The 802-nt window shown below is 61.3% G+C and carries 1 protein-coding gene and 1 pseudogene; both read right to left on the reverse strand.

What is annotated here, in order from left to right; translation table 11 throughout:
* Nucleotides 1–310 (reverse strand): ATP synthase F1 subunit epsilon (gene atpC, locus B3H65_RS04315; RefSeq protein ID WP_286684265.1); only part of this gene is annotated, 310 nt, incomplete at its 3' end.
* 2 nt (nt 311–312) lie between these two features.
* Nucleotides 313–802: pseudogene (locus tag B3H65_RS04320) on the reverse strand (F0F1 ATP synthase subunit beta); the annotation flags it as partial.

Here is an 802-nt window from a genome sequence, read left to right on the forward strand (position 1 = left end):
CTTCAAAACCTTGAATATCAGCTTGAACCTTCTCGACGTCGAGCTCGCTCAAATCCTGCGCGCGCTCGGCAAGGATAACCACTTCATCACCCGTGACCTCAGCGTAGCCAACATCCACGGCAAATGTATGGCTGACCCGCCCTATCGCCTCATCACAGATGGTGACGAATCCGGGCTCGATGGTGCAGATCTCGTTTGCGTGGTGCGGCGCGACGCCAAGACTGCCATCGGTAGACGGGATGGAGACAAACGCGGCATCCGCGTCGTACGCGCTGTGCTCAGGGCACACAATGCGGATACGCAACGCCATCGCTACGCCCCCATCTTTGCGGCGCGCTCGCGCACGTCATCGATGGTGCCCGCATAGCGGAACGCCTGCTCGGGCAGATCGTCGCACTCGCCGTCGACAATGGCTGCGAAGGAGCGGACGGTGTCGGCAACGCGAATATACACGCCGGGGTTTCCGGTGAACTGCTCTGCGACGTGGAAGGACTGCGACAGGAACTGCTGCAGCTTGCGCGCGCGGTTGACCGTGAGGCGCTGCTCGTCCGAAAGCTCGTCCATACCCAAAATGGCGATGATGTCCTGCAGGTCGGAATACTCCTGGAGCATCTCCTGAACCTTGACGGCCACGCGGTAGTGCTCCTCGCCCACGACCGCAGGATCCAGAGCGTCCGAAGAGGACGCCAAAGGATCGATTGCGGGGTACAGGCCGAGCTCCGCGATGGAACGCGAAAGAACGGTGGTTGCATCCAGGTGGGTGAAGGTGGTTGCCGGAGCAGGGTCGGTAAGGTCGTCAGCG

Origin of the sequence: Collinsella sp. UBA1693 (assembly GCF_002320115.1) — a bacterium.
Lineage (GTDB): Bacteria > Actinomycetota > Coriobacteriia > Coriobacteriales > Coriobacteriaceae > Collinsella > Collinsella tanakaei.